The organism is Candidatus Thermoplasmatota archaeon (assembly GCA_018814355.1).
Taxonomy (GTDB): domain Archaea; phylum Thermoplasmatota; class Thermoplasmata; order UBA10834; family UBA10834; genus COMBO-56-21.
Window position 1 is genome coordinate 1 of sequence record JAHIZT010000073.1, and the last position, 15,820, is coordinate 15,820.

18 protein-coding genes are annotated in these 15,820 nt (G+C 58.1%); 11 read left to right on the forward strand and 7 right to left on the reverse strand.

Features of this window, described 5'->3' with window-relative positions:
* From KJ653_05040 to KJ653_05050, 3 genes are all read left to right on the forward strand, one after another.
* Positions 1-382, forward strand: a 382-nt coding sequence (locus KJ653_05040; GenBank protein MBU0685198.1) for a flavodoxin-dependent (E)-4-hydroxy-3-methylbut-2-enyl-diphosphate synthase, incomplete at its 5' end; no start/stop codon positions are given.
* The gene (locus KJ653_05045) at positions 291-695 is read left to right on the forward strand and encodes a hypothetical protein (protein MBU0685199.1); all 405 of its coding nucleotides are present in this window, start codon (positions 291-293) and stop codon (positions 693-695) included. The genes KJ653_05040 and KJ653_05045, both read left to right, overlap by 92 nt.
* 2 nt (positions 696-697) lie before the next feature.
* Positions 698-2,026: an acetyl-CoA decarbonylase/synthase complex subunit gamma gene (locus tag KJ653_05050; protein ID MBU0685200.1), complete on the forward strand. Its 1,329-nt coding sequence runs from the start codon at positions 698-700 to the stop codon at positions 2,024-2,026.
* A 2-nt stretch (positions 2,027-2,028) separates the two neighbouring features.
* On the opposite strand, the gene KJ653_05055 is transcribed toward KJ653_05050, so the two are convergent.
* Both KJ653_05055 and KJ653_05060 read right to left on the reverse strand, forming a co-directional pair.
* Positions 2,029-2,748, reverse strand: a complete 720-nt coding sequence (locus tag KJ653_05055) for a carbon monoxide dehydrogenase (protein MBU0685201.1) — start codon at positions 2,746-2,748, stop codon at positions 2,029-2,031.
* Between the two features lie 32 nt (positions 2,749-2,780).
* On the reverse strand, positions 2,781-4,691 hold the full coding sequence (locus tag KJ653_05060; GenBank protein ID MBU0685202.1) for a DUF4445 domain-containing protein: 1,911 nt from the start codon (positions 4,689-4,691) through the stop codon (positions 2,781-2,783).
* 136 nt (positions 4,692-4,827) lie between these two features.
* Here KJ653_05060 and KJ653_05065 point away from each other — a divergent pair, with 136 nt between their 5' ends.
* Together KJ653_05065 and KJ653_05070 are read left to right on the forward strand one after the other, a co-directional pair.
* Positions 4,828-5,604: a dihydropteroate synthase gene (locus tag KJ653_05065; GenBank protein MBU0685203.1), complete on the forward strand. Its 777-nt coding sequence runs from the start codon at positions 4,828-4,830 to the stop codon at positions 5,602-5,604.
* 13 nt (positions 5,605-5,617) lie between these two features.
* On the forward strand, positions 5,618-6,238 hold the full coding sequence (locus KJ653_05070; protein MBU0685204.1) for a DUF3786 domain-containing protein: 621 nt from the start codon (positions 5,618-5,620) through the stop codon (positions 6,236-6,238).
* 50 nt (positions 6,239-6,288) lie between these two features.
* Here the strand turns inward: KJ653_05070 and KJ653_05075 are convergent, their stop codons facing one another.
* On the reverse strand, positions 6,289-6,903 hold the full coding sequence (locus KJ653_05075) for a hypothetical protein (protein ID MBU0685205.1): 615 nt from the start codon (positions 6,901-6,903) through the stop codon (positions 6,289-6,291).
* A gap of 170 nt (positions 6,904-7,073) precedes the next feature.
* Between KJ653_05075 and KJ653_05080 the strand changes: the two genes are divergently transcribed.
* Entirely contained in the window at positions 7,074-7,589 is a 516-nt protein-coding gene (locus tag KJ653_05080; protein MBU0685206.1) for a hypothetical protein, read from the forward strand.
* Positions 7,590-7,604: 15 nt separating this feature from the next.
* On the opposite strand, the gene KJ653_05085 is transcribed toward KJ653_05080, so the two are convergent.
* Together KJ653_05085 and KJ653_05090 are read right to left on the reverse strand one after the other, a co-directional pair.
* A complete protein-coding gene (locus tag KJ653_05085) occupies positions 7,605-8,360 on the reverse strand; it encodes an RAD55 family ATPase (GenBank protein ID MBU0685207.1) in 756 nt (251 codons plus the stop codon).
* A 128-nt stretch (positions 8,361-8,488) separates the two neighbouring features.
* Complete coding sequence (locus tag KJ653_05090; protein ID MBU0685208.1) at positions 8,489-9,433, reverse strand: DMT family transporter; 945 nt, start codon at positions 9,431-9,433, stop codon at positions 8,489-8,491.
* A 142-nt stretch (positions 9,434-9,575) separates the two neighbouring features.
* On the opposite strand from KJ653_05090, the gene KJ653_05095 reads away from it, so the two are divergent.
* Both KJ653_05095 and KJ653_05100 read left to right on the forward strand, forming a co-directional pair.
* Complete coding sequence (locus KJ653_05095; GenBank protein ID MBU0685209.1) at positions 9,576-10,040, forward strand: hypothetical protein; 465 nt, start codon at positions 9,576-9,578, stop codon at positions 10,038-10,040.
* Between the two features lie 91 nt (positions 10,041-10,131).
* A complete protein-coding gene (locus KJ653_05100; GenBank protein MBU0685210.1) occupies positions 10,132-10,995 on the forward strand; it encodes an FTR1 family protein in 864 nt (287 codons plus the stop codon).
* Here KJ653_05100 and KJ653_05105 read toward each other — a convergent pair.
* Positions 10,982-12,232, reverse strand: coding sequence for an MFS transporter (locus tag KJ653_05105; GenBank protein ID MBU0685211.1), 1,251 nt, complete (start codon positions 12,230-12,232; stop codon positions 10,982-10,984). The genes KJ653_05100 and KJ653_05105 overlap by 14 nt on opposite strands.
* A 170-nt stretch (positions 12,233-12,402) precedes the next feature.
* On the opposite strand from KJ653_05105, the gene KJ653_05110 reads away from it, so the two are divergent.
* Together KJ653_05110 and KJ653_05115 are read left to right on the forward strand one after the other, a co-directional pair.
* Entirely contained in the window at positions 12,403-12,825 is a 423-nt protein-coding gene (locus KJ653_05110) for a hypothetical protein (GenBank protein ID MBU0685212.1), read from the forward strand.
* Between the two features lie 57 nt (positions 12,826-12,882).
* Positions 12,883-13,638 carry a 4Fe-4S binding protein gene (locus KJ653_05115; protein MBU0685213.1) on the forward strand — a complete coding sequence of 252 codons (756 nt, stop codon included), beginning with the start codon at positions 12,883-12,885 and terminating at the stop codon, positions 13,636-13,638.
* Here the strand turns inward: KJ653_05115 and KJ653_05120 are convergent.
* On the reverse strand, positions 13,616-14,551 hold the full coding sequence (locus tag KJ653_05120) for a radical SAM protein (protein ID MBU0685214.1): 936 nt from the start codon (positions 14,549-14,551) through the stop codon (positions 13,616-13,618). The two genes, KJ653_05115 and KJ653_05120, sit on opposite strands and share 23 nt — an antisense overlap.
* Before the next feature lie 123 nt (positions 14,552-14,674).
* Here KJ653_05120 and KJ653_05125 point away from each other — a divergent pair, with 123 nt between their 5' ends.
* The gene (locus KJ653_05125) at positions 14,675-15,745 is read left to right on the forward strand and encodes a formate--phosphoribosylaminoimidazolecarboxamide ligase (GenBank protein ID MBU0685215.1); all 1,071 of its coding nucleotides are present in this window, start codon (positions 14,675-14,677) and stop codon (positions 15,743-15,745) included.
* Positions 15,746-15,820 lie beyond the last annotated feature (75 nt).

Genomic DNA, 15,820 nt, shown 5'->3' on the forward strand with positions numbered 1-15,820 from the left:
ACTTCGTGCATTTGGGCCAGAAATTATTTCGTGTCCAACGTGTTCACGCTGTGAAGTGAATCTTATTGATATTGTGAACAGATGCCGAAAGGAAATAGAGAAGTTAGATATGAAGAGACCGTTGCGCATTGCGCTTATGGGCTGTGTTGTTAATGGACCAGGAGAAGGACGCGAAGCTGATGGAGGCCGTGTCCAATGCGGGCAAGGGAGAGCGGCTCTTCCTCGGCCAGGCGGAGGAGAAGGTCTACAAGTCCGTCACCGCAGCCGCGATGGCGAACGGGCACGGGGTGGTGGCGTTCTCCAATCTCGACATCAATCTGGCCAAGCAGATGAACATACTGCTCATGGAATTCGGCATGAAGCCCGAGAACATCATCATTGACCCGCTTATGGCTGCCTTGGGCATGGGGCTCGAGTACTCATATTCGGTGATAGAGCGGCTGAGGCAGGCCGCTCTCCTAGGCGATGCCGTGCTCCAGATGCCGATACTGTGCGACTGCTCGTGCGCGTGGACCGTCCCCGACGCGATGGAGGAGAATCCGGAGAAGGGCAACACCGAGCTCCGCGGAATCAACTGGGAGACGATGACCGCGTACTCCGCTCTCGTCGCGGGGGCCGACATCGTGGTCATGAGACACCCACAATCGGTCAAGAGACTCCGCGAGGCGGCCGCGGACATTTCTGGAGGTGCGTAGCCATGCCGACGGCCATGGAGATCTACAAGCTCCTCCCGAAGAAGAACTGCGGGGAGTGCAAGTTCCCCACATGTCTCGCATTCGCCATGCAGCTGGCAAATCAGAAGGTCGCACTCGAGGCGTGCCCGTACGTCAGCCCCGAGGCGAAGGCCACCCTGGAGGAGAGCGGTGCGCCGCCTATCAAGCTGGTCACCATAGGCTCGGGCGAGTTCGTCGCGAAGCTGGGGGATGAGACCCAGCTGTTCAGGCACGACAAGACGTTCTATCACCCGACAGTCCTCGGAGTGATTGCGGATGACGCCGAAGGCATCGCTGCGATGAAATCCAAGTTCGATGCGGCGAAAGCCATGTCCTTCGAGAGGGTCGGACAGATCATACGCGTGGACTCAGTCGCGGTGAGGCACTCGTCCGGCCCGAAGGAGGACTTCCTGAAGGCCGTGAAGGAGGCGTCCGGGCTGGGGCTGGCCGTTGTCCTCATGACCGAGGACCCGGGCCTGATGGGGGAAGCGCAGGCGGTCTGCGCCCCGGGAAAGCCTCTGCTCTACCGCGCGACGCCGCAGAACTTCGATGCCATGGTCGCGGTCGCTAAGGCCTGCGCCTTCCCGCTCGTGCTCGGTGGTGCATCCAGCATCGACGAGCTCTCCCAGCTGGCCGACAGGGCGAAGAAGGCTGGGCTCTCGGAGCTCGTCCTGGAGCCCGGGAGTTCATCTGCCAGCCACCTGCTCGAGAACATGACCATCGTACGCAGGGCGGCCGTGAAGAAGAAGTTCAGGCCGCTGGGTTATCCGACGGTGTCTGTGGTCGGCCGATCGGCCAAGGAGGAGATGAAGGCCGCCCTTGGCGTGATGAAGTACTCATCGATGGTCCTCATGGAGGACATGCCCAAGGAGCTCGTGTACCCACTGATGGCTCTCAGGCAGAACATATTCACGGACCCGCAGGTGCCGATCCAGGTGAAGGCCGGCCTCTACACGGTCGGCTCGCCGACCGACAAGTCGCCGCTTCTGTTCACGACCAACTTCTCGCTGACGTATTTCACCGTCAGGGCGGACATCGAGAAGAGCAAGCTGCCCGTGTGGCTTCTAGTGGTCGACACGGACGGCCAGTCGGTCATGACCGCCTTCGCCGCCGGGAAACTGACCGCGGAGTCGGTCGTGAAGGCCCTCGAGTCGGAGAAGGTCAAGGAGAAGTGCGTGAGGAACGAGATCGTGATACCTGGGCAGGTCAGCAGGATGAGCGGGAAGCTGAACGAACTGACCGGCATGAAGGTCCTCGTTGGCCCGAGAGAGTCCTCCGGCCTCCCGAAGATGTTGAAGTCGCTTCCAGCCTGAGCTCAGTCGCGCTTCCTCTCGGCCTCGATCGCCTTTGACACATCGGCGAAAGCGAGATCCGTGCTCGGTATGTCCATCAGGGATTCGGCCTCTGCCATCCGAGCCTGGATCGCCCGGGACATCCGGACGCCGTAGACAGCGTCGAACCCTGCAACCGCCTTGACCTGGGGGGCGTGCGCCGATTCGTCGAGGAGATTGAACACGAGCGCCTTCCTCGCCGCCTTGATCTTCATCTCCTGTGCCAGAGCAGCGATCCTCTTGGCCGCATCGAGCGAGGCCTTCGACCTGTCGCAGAGGATGAACAGCACGTTGGGAGCGCGCGTGGTCCTCCTGCTCAGGTGCTCCATGCCCGCCTCGTTGTCTATCACCACGTAGCTGTACTTGGCCGTGATCGAGTCGAGGAATGTCCTGAGCATGTTGTTGATGTAGCAGTAGCATCCGGGGCCCTCCTGCCTTCCCATGGTGAGCATGTCGAACCCGTTGCCCTCCTTGAGCGCGAGCCTGACCTGGTAGTCGATGTAATCCTGCTTCGACACGCCATCAGGGGGCTCCTCGCCCCTCGAAACGATCTCCTCCCTCAGATCCCCGAGGGTCCTCCCCGGCTCCGAGTCGAGTTTCGCCCCTAGGTTGGAGTTCGGGTCCGCATCGACCGCAAGGACCACATCGCCCGTGGACTCGTGAAGATGCCTGACTGTCAGTGCGGAGAACGTACTCTTGCCCACGCCTCCCTTTCCCGCGACGGCTATCGTGAAGGTCAGCTCGAGGCCTCCTTATGGGCTCCACCAGAGGAACTCGGGAACCTGCTGAGGTCCGTGTGCGGTATGAAGAGCGCGGCTGAGAATTCGTTGTAGAACGCATTGTCCACGCTCAGCTCGAAGTAGGTCATCATGTCGAAGATGTCGAGGGCCTCCTTCCTTCTTCTCCCTGACAGGAGTGCCAATCGTGCTCCCCCGAGTGCCCCGTTCCCGATGAACCGGTATTTCTTCTGCGGCAGGTCCGGGAACATGCCGATCGAGATGGCTCTTCCGATGTCAAGATGGAACCCGAAACCTCCGGCGATGACCACGCCGTCCACCTGTTCCCGGAAGGTCTCGGTCTTCTTCAGGAGGACCGAGCACGCGCCGTAGATGGCGGCCTTCGTCCTTAGGAGGTTCTGGAGGTCAGCATCTGTCACGGCGAGGTCAGAGCTCGCGCCCTTCCCAAGCTTGTTCTTCCATTCGATGACGTACTCCAGGCCGGAGTCCGTGCCCCTCACTCTCCTATCGCCGACGTCCTGTATCCTCGCCTTGCGGTCTATAATGCCCTTGGCATACATCTCCGCCAGGAGATCGATAAGGCCTGAACCGCAGATTCCCGCGGGCGTCTTCTCACCGAGCACATGGTATGATGTGGATAAGTTGTCGTTGACCCGGATTCTGTCGATGGCGCCATCCATCGCTCTCATGCCGCACGAGACCTCGCCACCCTCGAATGCGGGGCCCGCGGAGCACGAGCATGCTACCATCCAGTCCTTTCCTCCAAGCACTATCTCCCCGTTGGTCCCGACATCGATCAGGAGCGTTAGCTTCCCCGATCGGTGCATCCCGCTCGCGAGCACATCGGCTACGACATCGCCCCCGACATATCCCGCTCGAGACGGGAAGAGAAGCACCTTGGCGGCGGGGTTCGTCCTCAGCCCCACCTCGCCCCCGTGCAAGCAGGGAATGTGATGTGCAACGGGCACGTACGGCTCGAGCCTGATGTTGCGTGTCTCGAGTCCGACGAACAGCTGGCTCATGATCGTGTTGCCAGCCACCGACACGGCGACGATGTCCTCCGGCTCCGTCGCGATTCCAGACCTTTTTGTCTCGTCTTCGAGGAGGCGCGAGATGCGCTCGTTGATTGTGCCGCGGACAAGAGAAGTCAGCTCGTCCATGCCCTTCTCCTCGGCATACATCATGCGAGCGATTACGTCCTCCCCTCTCGACACTTGCTTGTTGTAGTCAGAAGCGCTGCCCAAAACGGTGCCGTCGGTCAGGTCCACGAGCTCCACCACCACTGTGGTGGTGCCGATGTCTAGGGCAATCCCGAGCAACCGGCCGGTCTTGTCCCCCGGTTCGACGCGCGTTATCTCATGAGCGAAATCGAGTTCGGAAACCGATGCAGTGACCTTCCAGTCCCCTTGCCGGATTGTCCCCGGTAGCGACCTCAAGGTGTCCAGGGGCATGCATATGTTCTTCCGTTTCAGTCCACGCCACAGCCTTTCCAGGTCTGCCACGTTGTCCGAAATGGAAGCCGGCGGGAGCTTTATGGACCGCTTCCTGACCCACGGGGACAGCGATCTGGAGACCTCGACGACGGTCCTCGTTAGGATCTGGTGCTTGCCCACTCTCGACCTGGGCAGAACCTCCACCGTGAGATCGCCTTTGGCGTGGGAGGCACACGCGAGCACGACCCCTGACCTTAAGTCGTCGGCTGTCAGCAGGGGAGATGCATCGGCCTCGAACTTGCCTTTCGGCCTTACCTTGCACCTCCCGCACTTCCCCTCTCCTCCGCATACGGCGTCGATGGGGATGCCCACGGCTCTGCAGGCGTCCAGGATTGTCGTTCCTGGTGCCACGTCAACAGCCGCTCCGTCCGGGACGAACGCGACTCTGAACCTCCTCTTCCCGGCCTCGTCGACCATACAGGACCTGCCCTGCAAGGAACTGCAAGAGGCGCTATTAACTGTTTCCTCGGGTCTTGGGCCGGCCCCTTTATCTGGCAAGCGAACATTTCATATCGGGCGAAATCAGTTAGGTCGCAGTTTAGGGGGAGTGCAGCTGATAGTGGTCGGAGAAAGGATCAACGGTCAATTTCCTCAGGTCGCGAAAGCAATCGATGCCAGGGATGCGAAGTTTATTCAGGACCTCGCAAGGGTCCAGGCGGAGGCCGGGGCTCACTACCTCGATATTAACACAGGTCCCGGTAGGGACGATTCCGCGGCCACTATGGCTTGGCTCGTGAAGACCGTTCAGGATGTCGTGGACGTGAAGATCTCCATCGACTCTCCTAGCCTCAAGGTGCAGCAAGCAGGCATTGCAGAGTGCAAGCGCGAACCTATGATCAACTCGACGACCGCGGAGAAGAAGCGCATGGAGAAGTTCTACCCCCTTGCGAGGGACCACAACGCGGAGATCGTGTGCCTAACGATTGACGAGAAGGGCATCCCGAACACCGTCGAGGGGAAGACGGAGCTGGCGATGCTTCACCTGGCGACCGCAATGGACCACGGCATCGGCCCCGAGAAGATATACCTCGACCCGGTCGTGCTTCCGATCGCCGCTGCACAGGCTCAGTGTCCGGTCCTGTGCGATGCCGTCACCAACTTCAGGTTGCTGAACACTCCCTCGCCGAAGACGATCGTCGGCCTCAGCAACATATCCAGCGGGGCGGAGGAGAAGAACCTCCTGAACAGGACGTACCTCGCAATGCTCTTGGGCAGAGGGCTCGATGCGGCCATAGTGGACCCGAACGACGACGAGCTCATGAAAGTGGTCAAGGCCTCCGAGGTGCTCCTGAACCAGAGGCTCTACGCTCACTCGTTCCTGAGGGCATGAGGGGGGTTATGAATTGCTCGGCAAATCTAACTATGACGATGTTCTCAAGGCTGCTTGGTCGAAGGCGACCCTCCATGACCTGAACATGCTGGCGACCAACTCGGGTGCAAGCGTCAGGAAGGGGACGAAGCATCTGATCCTTCGCATGATCGACAGGGACTGTGTGGTCGATTTTGGTGCCAAGACCATGAGATATGCCGACGCCAAGGGCGCGGATGTCAGCCAGCACCTGCAGATTCTCATCCTTCACTATCTAGAAGGCTCGGGACGTGCGCAGGTGGCCAACAGACTTGTGACCTTCCGCGAGTTCGATGGCGGGGCCATCTACTACCCGGCCTTCAAGGCCAGGGCCATCGATCCAGTGGTGAAGGAGTTCGGCGAGAAGGCCGACCTCCTGAGGCACATCGGCGATGCTCTCAGGGCGGAGCCGATCGAGGTGGGCACCGTGAGTCTCAAGGCGCACTTCTTCCCAAAGGTGCCGGTCGTCGTCATCCTCTGGCAGGGAGACGAGGAGGTCGCCTCCTCGGCAAATGTGCTTTTCGACGCGAACGCTGGCAAGATCATGGCTACAGAGGATCTATCCCTCGTCGGAGGGACGCTCACCCGGCGCCTCATCCAGCTGGCCAGAACGTAGGGCTCGGCCCGGGCATAGGACTTCCAGAAACCATTTGGGAAGAATGCAAGTCACTGCGTGAACGTCTCGCCCTTCTCGTACTTCTCCCTGATGTGCTTCAGGATGATCTCTCTGTCGCGCCTCAGGTGGGATTCGTACCAGTTCTTGATGATGTCCGCCAGGACATCGTGGTACTTCTTCTCCTCGAACTTCGTGACCGGGACGTCCAGCAACACGTACTGGCTGAATATCCTCTTCCAGCCGGCGTACTTGTAGTAGTGCTCGCCCTCGCAGAACTCGAATATCATCCTCAGATGAGTCTGGCTGTCGACGCTGTAGTACCACGCTTTGAGGGAGTCCCCGACCCTTGTTTGCGTGCGGTCGGTCAGCGACACGTTGTCAGCGCCTGCGAAGTCGTATTCGGGCCTGAAACTCCACTGCTCCGGATACACCGTGAAAGTCGCGAAGGCTGCCGGTCCCTGCGGGTCCGGGGCCATGCTGAAGTGGACGTTGATCTTGTTGAATCTGATCCAGATGCGGAAGAGATCCTCCAACAGTGCCCTGTTGATGGTCTCCTTCTGGTTGCTTTGCTCGACGAAGTTGTCAGTTATCTGGACAGTCTTCTTCTCCAGTTCCTCGTCCAGCTGAGCAAACCAGTCTTCTTCCTTCCCTTCGGGCTTAGCCATCGTACATCCCAGTTAGAGGTGATGATATTACACGAATATAAGCCTTTGGTATTTATTCGCATCGTCTTCTAATTTTCTGGCTAGCCCTGTTTTCCGCCCTTGTACATACACGCGCGGCGAGGCCTTCCGTACGAACCTAGAAGTAAGCACAGGCGGTTGCCGAGGTCGACATGACGGGCATTCTTCAGCAGCTGATGGACTACCTGATGTCCCATCAGGCGGACCCTGCCACGTACCTCTTCGTGTTCTTCCTGTTCTGTGTCGCGGCGGCTATTTTCCTCCCGATACCCATCGAAATCGCCCTCATTTGGAACCCGAGCATCTTCTTCCCCATCAAAGCGTTGGTCATGGGCCTGGGCAAGGGCACCGGTGCGGTCGCAGTGTTCTTCATCGGGGCAAAGGTTGAGGGCGTGGTCGAGAGGTTTTCCAGGTGGAGGTGGTTCAAGTGGATGCTCGTGAAGAGCGAGGCGTTCGTCGGCAGATACGGAATCTTCGCAATGTACCTCATCATGTCCATCCCTGGCATGGTCGATACGATCCCGCTGTATCTCTTCTCTATCTTCAACAAGCGAGGAACCACGATCAAGTTGCGGGACTTCGCCCTGGCGAATTTCCTTGCCGGCATAACCAGGGCGTTCCTGATACTCGCCATCGTGGAGCTGCTAGGTCTGAATTGGTTCGGATGATCTGCCCATCGTCCTTCAAGTGATTTTTTGAACGGTCGTCTTGAGCGAGAGTATCCCGCTCTCCATCTGGAGCTCGAACATTCTCAACGGGATCTCGGTCATCCGCATCTTCTGGATGCTCAGGTAGTATCTAACATGCTCCGTCGTTCGGTCCACTCTTATCTCGATCACGCCGTCGAAGTCGTGGGCCATGAGCCCGAACAGCTCTTCGCGCACTCCTAGAGGGAACGTGTGCAGCGTAACGGTTTCGAAGGCTCTCAGGTCTCCGAATGCCTTTCTGCCCCATCTCATGACTTCGACCGCGGTCCTGCTCGTGAGCGTTCCAGGAACGCTCTCACAGACAGCCCGCAGCCCTTTCAAGTTCGGGATCCTCTCCACTGCCGTGGCGAGGCCGTCCTGGAGCATCTTCTCATCGTCCACCTCGGTGACGGAGATTATTTTCTTCTGGATCGCCTGGTCCACTCCCATTGCAGAAGTGCGTTTGTGCATTGAGTAGCAGTCGAGAAATACCAGTTGGTCGTTGGCGACCTGTTCGACGATGTCGAATCCCTGGTGCTTGAAACTCCTGATAACGTTGGCTGCAGGTCTTGATAGGCAGCAATAGACCGCCGGGAACCCGTGCTTCAGGCCCTCGGCGATGAACTGCTGCTGGAAGTACTCGGTAGGGTTCGAAGGCTCGGCTCTCAGAGCGATCGTGGAGTTCGATGGGAAGCCTCCCTGGAAGAGCCTGTCGAGACCAGGGATGCCGCTTGGCACACGCGCGATCATCATGTTGTCCCCGGTGATGGGCCAGGACGGTATATGCTCTTTACTGCTCGCGGCCCACGCCTGGATGGACCGCGCTTTCCGACACGAATTTGAGAATCATATCCTTCGGCATTCGGTTGTCCGGTCATTCGTCATTTCTCCAGGATGACCGGAACATCCTCCAGGGTTGTTTCGACTCCCTTCTTTCTCCAAGCCATTCTGAGCAGGATTACTCCGGCGAATACCAGTACGACGCCGATGATCTGGAGTCCGTTCACGGCCTCGAGGAGCACGACGACCGCAATGATCACGGCCGCAACTGGTTCGATGCTCGCCACGATGCTCGCTTTGCTGGCTTCGATGTGTTTCAAGGCGACCATTGAGACAACGAATCCAACCGTTCCGGGGAAGAAACCGAGGGCGATAATGTACAGCCAGCCCTCCATCGATATGGCGTTCTTCAATAGCTCAAAGGGGTTGGCTATTATCACCAGACCAGGGATCGAAAGCACGGTCATGTACAGGATCACCGTGTTCGCTGAGTACTTCCCCAAGAACTTCTTGCCCCAGATGTAGTAGACCGCAGCTCCGAAAGCGGCGTAGATTCCGAGAGCGATGCCCACCAAGTTGAAGGAGAACCCCTCCTCGAATTCCTGCGCTCCGGCCACGAGCACTGCCCCCACGAATGTGAGGGGGAGTGCGAGCGCCTTCTGCGGCGACAGTCCCTCCTTGAGCAGGAACACCGACGCGACCGTGACTATGCTCGGATACGCGTACAGGAGTATGACGGCTGTCGCCACCGATGTCAGGTCAACGCACATGTACCACGCTATGGCGAAGAATGTTCCTGTGATGATACTGAATGCAAGGAACGGAAGGAAATCCTCTGCTTTTATTCTGAGCGATTTGGGGTCGAAGGTGGCAATCAGGGGGACGAGTATGATTGCGGTGATCACTGTCGTGAACACCGTGACCTGCATGACGCCTGCACCAGCGTCGATGGCGAGCACCGTGAAGGTTCCGGATGTGGCCCACATCACGGCTGCGAGCGCCATGAGGCCATAAGCGACCCTCTTTGATATCTTCGCGAAAACCAACTCCTAGCCAGCAGTGGGATATCGGCAATCCGTTCAAGAATCTATCCTTGGTATCGATGTGCACAGGCTAGGCAACAGCGTTAAGTCCTCGCTACCAGTGCAACTTGTTGACACGCTCGCACAGTCGAGTAGGAGGAGGAACATGCGTTCAGAACACGGGGAATTCAGGAGAAGCGTCATTGGATTGGTTGTGACAGGCTCACTAGCATTGATGATAGGCGCTGCATTGGTCACCCCGCTTCTGCCAGAAGTGAATGCTGCTGATGCGTATGTAGGCATCTCAGGATTCACGTTCATCCCGCATGAGATCACTGTCTACGCGGGTCAGACGATCCAATGGGACAACAGTGACGGTTCCTCGCACACGGCGACGAGCAACCAGTCGGCCTTCCCTGAGTTATCCATCCCCGCTCTTGGGACGGGGACTCTAGCACTCAACACTCCTGGCATCTACGAGTATCACTGCAGTCTCCACTCGTCCTCTGGGATGTGGGGAGTGATAACGGCGCTTGACCCTAGCATCCCGGAGTTCTCCAGCCTGGCGTTCGTATCCCTTGGACTGCTTGTGGTCTTCATCGGGATCGTGATGGCCAGCAGGAACCGATAGGACAGGAGCAACCCCCCTTCATTCTTCCTCCCTTGTGTCGTTCAGACTAGTGCCTGTTAGGCGTCATCTTTAGGTACACCTAAAACATAGCCTGATTCGAAAGGAGCTGGTCGGAACGATAGCAAGCTTTGTCATAGCGCTAAGGGAAGGCATAGAGGCGGCGCTGATAGTAGGCATAATACTGGGCTATCTGAGGAAGGTGGGTGCCAGCAGCTTGGTGAAACCCGTGTACGCTGGCGTCGGACTGGGAATCCTGGCGAGCATCGCTACAGCGGCCTTGTTCCTAACCTTGGCGGTGGAGTTCGAAGGGAAATACGAACAGCTCTTCGAGGGTTCCACTATGTTCCTTGCAGCTGCGATTCTCACAACCATGATTCTCTGGATGAGGAACAACAGCAGGGCATACTCGGAGGGCCTCAAGCAGAAGGTTGAGTTCGCCCTCACAAGCAGGCAGTCCTACGGCCTCGCCTTCCTGGCTTTCGTAAGCATCCTGAGAGAGGGCATCGAGACCGTCCTGTTCCTTGGTTCGGCGTCCTTCTCCTCCAGTGGTCTGCAGACGCTCATCGGCGGCGCCCTCGGGCTGGGTCTCGCCCTGCTGCTTGGCGTAGGGATAATGAGGTACTCCGTCAGACTTGACCTGAAGACCTTCTTTAGCATCACCGGATTCCTACTGATCCTCTTCGCGGCCGGACTGGTCGCGCGAGGGATCGGGGAGTTCGGCGAGGCGGGAGTGATTGCCCCCGTTGTTCAGAGCGTCTGGGACACTAACGGCATAGTAAACGACCAGAGCGGGACCGGAAAGATACTCACGGCCTTGGTCGGCTATGTTGGAAGCCCGTCGCTCTCTCAGGTGATCGGCTATGTGGCCTACTGGCTGTTGATCGTCCTGTGGCTCTATAGAGACACTACCACCATCGCCTTCAAGAAGATTCTGGCGACGGTCAGGTCAGGGTGATGTCAGCCTTCCTCACTCGGAGGACAATAAGCAGAAGGAGCGCGACAAGGGAAGTGGTCAGGCCGTAGGCGAATGTCGCCCAGTGGCCTACCGAATCCCAAAGGAGTCCGGCGACGATGCCGCCAGGAAGCATCACCAGGCCGACGGATGTGTGGAACGCACCTAGAGCGGTCCCCCTGAGGTGGCTAGGGGCGACGTCAGTCACATAAGCCTTGAACACCCCCTCTGATGAGCCCTTGTAGACTCCGAACATGACGAACCCGAGACCGAGCAGCCAGAGTGTGTTCGCGGAGGCCATTAGGGCGCTTGTGATGGCGAAGAGGCTGAACGAGAAGGCTATGACGGGTTTCCTGCCGACCTTGTCTGAGAGGTCCCCTGCGGGAATGGCCACCAGCACGAACACCACGTTGTACAGGATGTACAGCATCGTGGTGGACACTGTCTGTGAATATGCGCCGATTGTGAAACCCTCGTCGTACGCTCTGAGGATGAAGAAAGCGTAGCTGATCTCCCCGATGTAGAACACCATCACCACCGCCATCAGGAGATAGAACGGCCGTCCCAGGTGCCTCATCTCCTTGAAGAACTTCCCCAGCTCTCGGGTCGACCTGGCCTCCTTGTCCCTCACGAATGCGAAGATGACGACGACCGCCAGGAAGGCAGGTATGGTGGAAAGGAGGAATATGAGCCTGTAGGTCCCCTCAGTCACCGTGCTGGCGGCGATCAGGACCGGCAGGATGAGAATAGGCCCCAGGACAGCGCCCGTCGAGTCCATTGCCTTGTGGAACCCGAAAGCCCTCCCCCAATACGCCTGGTCCGTCGAGTCGGCAATGAGGGCGTCTCTTGGGGCGCTCCTTATTCCTTTCCCCACCCGTTCTGCGACCCTGAGGCCGAAGACGTGCCAAGGTGCTGTGGCGAGGTAAAGCAGCGGCTTGACGGCCGTGCTCGTGGCGTAGCCCCCAAGGATGAACGGCTTCCTGCGCCTGTATCGGTCTGAATACCAGCCAGAGATGACCTTGACCATAGAGGCGGTCGTCTCAGACGCTCCTTCGATAAGCCCGATCACTAGCCCGGTCGCGCCGATTGCCGTGAGGAAGAGGGGTAGTATCGGATAGATCATCTCGCTGCTCATGTCCGTCAGCAGACTCACGATGCCGAGCACAAGCACATTGGTCGAGATGCCTGCGAATATGCGTCTTTTGATTCGCGTCTTCCTCTGTTCGTCAGGCGTGTTCATGGACCCAGACCCCATAAGTCGAGTGCAGTCTTGGATTGAATACCATGATATAACCCTTGACTGGGAACGGGTGTTCTTGTCATCGGGATGCGTCTGCGAAGACAAGAACATAGATTGGTAACCGATGCAGATTCGGCCCTATGGGTCTCGTCAATCTCTTCGGAGCGCATGTGGAACCGAGAATTGCGTTCCTCATGATCGGGGAGATAGTTGTCGGTGTCCTGCTCGTATTGGCGTTCGTCATGGCCGCCAGACACAAAGGACGGTACCATCACTACATGATTCTGTCTGCCTTCCTCGCGGACGAGCTGGTCTTTAAGCCGCTGATGTATCAGCGTCTGACCCTCGGGGTCTTCGGGTCGTTCCCCTATCCAGGGATTATTGGGCTACCACACATCTTGCTGGCCGTATCTGTAACAGTCCTGGGCGCAGCAACTGTAATTCTGGGTTTCAAATTCAGGATCAAGAAGCAGAAGAAGATGTTCCTGCCGCCAAAGGGCAGGATCCACAAGATTGTGGGCGCGCTGTACCTCGTGTCCTGGTTCGCCACGATGCTGTACGGAGTACGGATATTCGTGCTCTTCTACCTGTGACGCCGTGCTATAGTTCAATAGCAGCCAATGCGTTTTGTCTCACAGAGGATGGGCACCATGGCCAAGAATGACGGGGAGTTGAAAGAAAGGCTCAGGGCGGCCTGCAGGAACAGGGGCGGAGTAGCCTTCGGCATAGCTTCAGTGGACGAGGCGGACGCGCTAGAGACTATCAAGATAGGGTCGACCGTGGACCGCTGGTCGATAAAGATACGGTCGAAGATGCCGGAGGCCAGGAGCGCCGTGGTCTTCGGGCTCCGTTCGGTCGACGATGCGGACGAGCTTGTAGTCGAGCGGCCTGGAGAAGGGGAATGGTACCCCGGGTACTTTCCTCTAACGCACATGAGGCGCGATGTGCTCCAGATACTTCGCAACCAGGGCTTCCGTGCCAACCCTCTTCCGGACCTCGTCCCTTTGAAGCGTATCGCGATCCTTGCTGGATTGGGCGTCTACGGGAAGAACTCGGTCGTGCTATCCCCGAAGTACGGGCTCTGGCTGAGGCTCGAGGGCGTCATAACCGATGCTGAACTGCCCATCGACAAGCCGCTGAACAAGGACCTGTGTGGCAAGTGCGAGAGGTGCGTTAAGGCATGCCCGGCGAAGGCGCTCAAGCCGTATGTTCTGGACTCCTACAGATGCCTGGTCGGACGCGGTGGAGGCTCCCTGTCGAAGGAGAAGATGAGCGCACTGCGGAAGAGGTTCGAGCCGAGGCTGACCCCGAACACCTACGTGATGTGCACTGTGTGTCAGATGGTCTGCCCGTTCACGACAGCAGAGAGGCGGAAGAACACGATCAGTCCTCGCGGCTCTCGCTGACACCGTACATCTGGTCCGGCGTCAGCATCTCTTTGAGCTTCCCGGTCTCCCTGGCTCTGCATCTGACCTCATAACATAGGTGGCAGGCGTCGGCATATTCACGTCTAGGCTTCATGCCGAGCTCCTTGGCGAGCTGGACTGGTCCTCCCCTCATGAGAGGACCTATGATCGGATGTTTCTCTTGGTCCAGGTCAGCCATGATCTTCTTCAGCGGCTTCTCCCAGAGGTTGCCTATGGTGATCCCCTGGCAGAACATGACGTTTCCAAAAGCGTCAACATGGACCCTACCAAGAGTCGGCGGTTCCTCCGGGCAGATCGAAAACGATTTCCAAGGTTTCTTCTTAGCCTTGCCGGCGAGTTCCTTGGCCGCTCTGCCCCTGAACATCAGCTCGCCCTTCTCCTCCTTCTTGGGAGTCTCGCACGAATAGAACTCGATGCCTTCTACCTCCATCACTCCCACGGCCATCCCGAGTTCCCTAGCGGCCTCGAGGCCTCTCCGGACGTTCTCAGCCTCCTCCTTGTCCCCGTGGTACTCGTCCGTGCTCATGCTCAGGTCGGCTATTCCGAGCCTGGCCAAGGGCTCTAGCCACGACGTCGCATCCTTCCTGTCCGTGGCCCAGTATGCGTTGGAGACTATGCCCACCTCGAACCCCATATTCCTGGCCGTCTCGACGCCCTTGACCAAGACGGGGTAGAATAGGAACGGTTCTCCCCCTTCGAAGTACACCCGCTTGACTGTCGGGATCTCTGAGGCCTGCTTCAGCACATCCTCTATCTGACGAGTGCTGAACGTCCCAGATGCAGACGGGCTCCCCCAGACGAAGCAGTGGTCGCATTCGAACATACACTTGTATGTAAGGAGGAAATGGACTCCTTCCAGAGGCCCTCTCTTGATGTTCTTGGCTTCTTCCACACACTACCGGAGCGTGAAGCGAGTGCTTATCCCTTTCCCGCCTGGGCCTCGGTTCACCGACCGGCAATAATCACTGTGATGAGCGTGGGAATCTTTAAATCGAATAACCCAATATGAGCCGTAATGGTCTCAAAAGACAGGATCGACAGCATCATCGAAGGCTACGACAAAGACAACCTCGTCGTGGCGACCGCGTGTTCCCACACATCGCTCCAGATCTTCGACGGCGCCCGGAAAGAAGGCCTGAAGACGATGGGCATCGCCGTTGGCCAGAAGACCAAGTTCTACGATGCATTCCCTCTTGGCAAGCCCGACGAGTTCTTCTATGTTGATTCGTACTCGCAGTTGCTCGAGAAGGCAGACGAGCTGATCGAGAAGAACGTCATACTCATCCCTCACGGGTCGTTCGTGGAGTACATGACGCCGAAGAACTTCGTGGAGCTCGAGGTCCCAACTTTCGGCAACAGGCATGTGCTCGACTGGGAGAGCGACAGGGACAAGGAGCGCAAATGGCTAGTGTCTGCAGGGCTCGAGATGCCGCACAAAATCGAAGACCCGAAGCTGATCGATCGTCCGGTCTTGGTCAAGTACGACGGCGCCAAGGGCGGGCGCGGGTTCTTCATCGCGAAGGACTATCCGGACTTCAAGCTGGGAATAGATCACTCCCAGAAATTCTCCATCCAGGAGTACATCCTGGGCACGAGGTACTACATTCACTACTTCTACTCGCCCGTCAGGACTGAAGGGTACAAGATGAGCAAGGGAGTGCTCGAGCTCCTCAGCATAGACAGGCGGGACGAGTCCAATGTCGATGAGATGTACAAGTTAGGCGCACAGGAGGAGCTCAAGAAGCTCGGCCACGTCCCGACATTCGTGGTCACAGGGAACGTCCCAGTCGTGGTCAGGGAGTCGCTCCTTCCAAAATTGCTCGATATGGGCGAGCGCGTCGTCGAGCGGTCCTTGACACTGTTCGGCGGGATGATAGGGCCGTTCTGCCTCGAATGCATCGTCACCGACAATCTGAGTGTCAAGGTCTTCGAGATATCGTCGAGGATCGTCGCCGGGACGAACCCGTTCATATCCGGCTCGCCATACTCCGACCTCATAGAGCCTGGCGTGTCCTCCGGCAGGCGGATCGCCCAGGAGATCAAGTACGCCAAGGAACACAACCAGCTGGGAGAGATACTCACTTGACGCAATACTCATTCATACTCGCTGATTCAGAGCTGGAGCTCGTGCCCAGGGAGATAGTCAACGAGCGTTGCATAC

Bases quoted from the DNA above. Each gene is read 5' to 3' on its own strand.
- KJ653_05075 (MBU0685205.1), bottom strand. From the start codon at position 6,903: ATGGCTAAGCCCGAAGGGAAGGAAGAAGACTGGTTTGCTCAGCTGGAC.
- KJ653_05050 (MBU0685200.1), top strand. From the start codon at position 698: ATGCCGACGGCCATGGAGATCTACAAGCTCCTCCCGAAGAAGAACTGC.
- KJ653_05085 (MBU0685207.1), bottom strand. From the start codon at position 8,360: ATGATGATCGCGCGTGTGCCAAGCGGCATCCCTGGTCTCGACAGGCTC.
- KJ653_05115 (MBU0685213.1), top strand. From the start codon at position 12,883: ATGGCCAAGAATGACGGGGAGTTGAAAGAAAGGCTCAGGGCGGCCTGC.
- KJ653_05080 (MBU0685206.1), top strand. From the start codon at position 7,074: ATGACGGGCATTCTTCAGCAGCTGATGGACTACCTGATGTCCCATCAG.
- KJ653_05060 (MBU0685202.1), bottom strand. From the start codon at position 4,691: ATGGTCGACGAGGCCGGGAAGAGGAGGTTCAGAGTCGCGTTCGTCCCG.
- KJ653_05125 (MBU0685215.1), top strand. From the start codon at position 14,675: ATGGTCTCAAAAGACAGGATCGACAGCATCATCGAAGGCTACGACAAA.
- KJ653_05095 (MBU0685209.1), top strand. From the start codon at position 9,576: ATGCGTTCAGAACACGGGGAATTCAGGAGAAGCGTCATTGGATTGGTT.
- KJ653_05105 (MBU0685211.1), bottom strand. From the start codon at position 12,232: ATGAACACGCCTGACGAACAGAGGAAGACGCGAATCAAAAGACGCATA.